This window comes from Streptomyces sp. NPDC025721, from assembly GCF_055558595.1.
Genome location: NZ_JBVHMF010000057.1, coordinates 1 through 2,980, shown reverse-complemented (window position 1 = coordinate 2,980; position 2,980 = coordinate 1). Strand labels below are relative to the sequence as shown.

Genomic DNA, 2,980 nt, shown 5'->3' with positions numbered 1-2,980 from the left:
GGTCAAGCCTCTCGGATCATTAGTATCAGTTAGCTCAATACATTGCTGTACTTACACACCTGACCTATCAACCACGTAGTCTACATGGTTCCTTCAGGGGGCTTGTGCCCCGGGAGATCTCATCTTGAGGCGCGCTTCCCGCTTAGATGCTTTCAGCGGTTATCTCTTCCGAACATAGCTACCCGGCAATGCCACTGGCGTGACAACCGGTACACCAGAGGTTCGTCCACTCCGGTCCTCTCGTACTAGGAGCAGCCCCTCTCAAATCTCCAACGCCCATGGCAGATAGGGACCGAACTGTCTCACGACGTTCTGAACCCAGCTCGCGTACCACTTTAAATGGCGAACAGCCATACCCTTGGGACCGACTACAGCCCCAGGATGTGATGAGCCGACATCGAGGTGCCAAACACCGCCGTCGATATGAACTCTTGGGCGGTATCAGCCTGTTATCCCCGGAGTACCTTTTATCCGTTGAGCGATGGCCCTTCCATACAGAACCACCGGATCACTAAGTCCTAGTTTCCTACCTGCTTGATCCGTCGATCTTGCAGTCAAGCACGCTTATGCCTTTGCACACAGTGCGCGATGTCCGACCGCGCTGAGCGTACCTTCGAGCTCCTCCGTTACTCTTTAGGAGGAGACCGCCCCAGTCAAACTACCCACCATACACGGTCCCCGACCCAGATAATGGGCCCAGGTTAGAACGTCAAGCACGACAGGGTGGTATTTCAAGGATGGCTCCACTGCAGCTAGCGCCACAGTTTCATAGCCTCCCACCTATCCTACACAGACGAACTCAACGTTCAGTGTAAAGCTATAGTAAAGGTTCACGGGGTCTTTCCGTCTTGCCACGGGAACGCTGCATCTTCACAGCGATTTCAATTTCACTGAGTCTCGGGTGGAGACAGCGCCGCTGTCGTTACGCCATTCGTGCAGGTCGGAACTTACCCGACAAGGAATTTCGCTACCTTAGGACCGTTATAGTTACGGCCGCCGTTTACCGGGGCTTCGATCAAGAGCTTGCACCCCATCATTTAACCTTCCGGCACCGGGCAGGCGTCACACCCTATACGTCCACTTTCGTGTTTGCAGAGTGCTGTGTTTTTGATAAACAGTCGCAGCGGCCTGGTTACTGCGACCCTCTTCAGCTATAGCTCGCACGAGCCACCAAAAAGGGTGCACCTTCTCCCGAAGTTACGGTGCCATGTTGCCGAGTTCCTTCTCCCGAGTTCTCTCAAGCGCCTTAGAATACTCATCCTACCCACCTGTGTCGGTTTACGGTACGGTCTGCGTAAGCTGAAGCTTAGGAGCTTTTCCTGGAAGCGTGGTATCAGTGACTTCGCCATAAAGGCTCGTCTCGGTGCTCGGTCTTAAAGGATCCCGGATTTGCCAAAGATCCAAACCTACCGCCTTTCCCCAGGACAACCAACGCCTGGTACACCTAACCTTCTCCGTCCCTCCATCGCACTTACGCGAGGTGCAGGAATATTAACCTGCTTCCCATCGACTACGACTTTCGTCCTCGCCTTAGGGGCCGACTCACCCTGCGCCGATTAACGTTGCGCAAGGAAACCTTGGGCTTTCGGCGTGCGGGTTTTTCACCCGCATTATCGTTACTCATGTCAGCATTCGCACTTCCGATACCTCCAGCAGACTTCTCAATCCACCTTCAACGGCTTACGGAACGCTCCTCTACCGCGCATACAAAGTATGCACCCCAAGCTTCGGTTCACTGCTTAGCCCCGTTAAATCTTCCCCGCAGACCGACTCGACCAGTGAGCTATTACGCTTTCTTTAAAGGGTGGCTGCTTCTAAGCCAACCTCCTGGCTGTCTGTGCCTTTCCACATGGTTTTCCACTTAGCAGTGAATTTGGGACCTTAGCTGTGGGTCTGGGTTGTTTCCCTTTTCACGACGGACGTTAGCACCCGCCGTGTGTCTCCCATACAGTCCGTCTCGGTATTCGGAGTTTGCAATGGTTTGGTAAGTCGCGATGACCCCCTAGCCATAACAGTGCTCTACCCCCGAGAGGATACATATGAGGCGCTACCTAAATAGCTTTCGAGGAGAACCAGCTATCTCCGGGTTCGATTAGCTTTTCACTCCTAATCACACCTCATCCCCTACCTTTGCAACGGGAGTGGGTTCGGGCCTCCAGTGCGTGTTACCGCACCTTCACCCTGGGCATGACTAGATCACCCGGTTTCGGGTCTACTGCCCGCGACTATGCGCCCTTATCAGACTCGGTTTCCCTTCGCCTCCCCTATACGGTTAAGCTTGCCACGAACAGTAAGTCGCTGACCCATTATACAAAAGGTACGCAGTCACTCCTTGCGGAGCTCCTACTGCTTGTACGCACACGGTTTCAGGTTCTATTTCACTCCCCTCTCCGGGGTTCTTTTCGCCTTTCCCTCACGGTACTGGTTCACTATCGGTCGGTCAGGAGTATTTAGCCTTGGAGGATGGTCCCCCCATGTTCAGACAGGGTTTCACGTGCCCCGCCCTACTCGTCTTCACTGAAATGGCCCTTTCAGATACAGGGCTATCACCTTCTATGGCCGCTCTTTCCAGAGCGTTTTCCTAGAACCAAATCAGCTTAAGGGCTAGTCCGCGTTCGCTCGTCGCTACTTACGGAATCTCGGTTGATTTCTTTTCCTCGGGTTACTTAGATGTTTCAGTTCACCAGGTTCGCTTCCAGCAGCTATGTATTCACTGCAGGATACCCGCAAGCGGGTGGGTTTCCCCATTCGGACATTACCGGATCAAAGCTTGTTGCCAGCTCCCCGATACTTTTCGCAGGCTGCCACGTCCTTCATCGCCTCTGACCGCCAAGGCATCCACCGTGTGCGCTTATTCGCTTGACCATATAACCGCAAGTTGCCTTGGGTTATACATGTGACCCGGGGGTACAAAGCCCGGATACGAATATAACGACTCAATCAATAAAGAGACTCATGTCTCTCGCCTTAGCCTCACGAC

At 53.6% G+C, this 2,980-nt stretch carries 1 rRNA gene; it reads right to left on the bottom strand.

What is annotated here, in order from left to right:
- Nucleotides 1-2,865, bottom strand: a 23S ribosomal RNA gene (locus ACZ4EF_RS36810); the annotation flags it as partial.
- Nucleotides 2,866-2,980 lie beyond the last annotated feature (115 nt).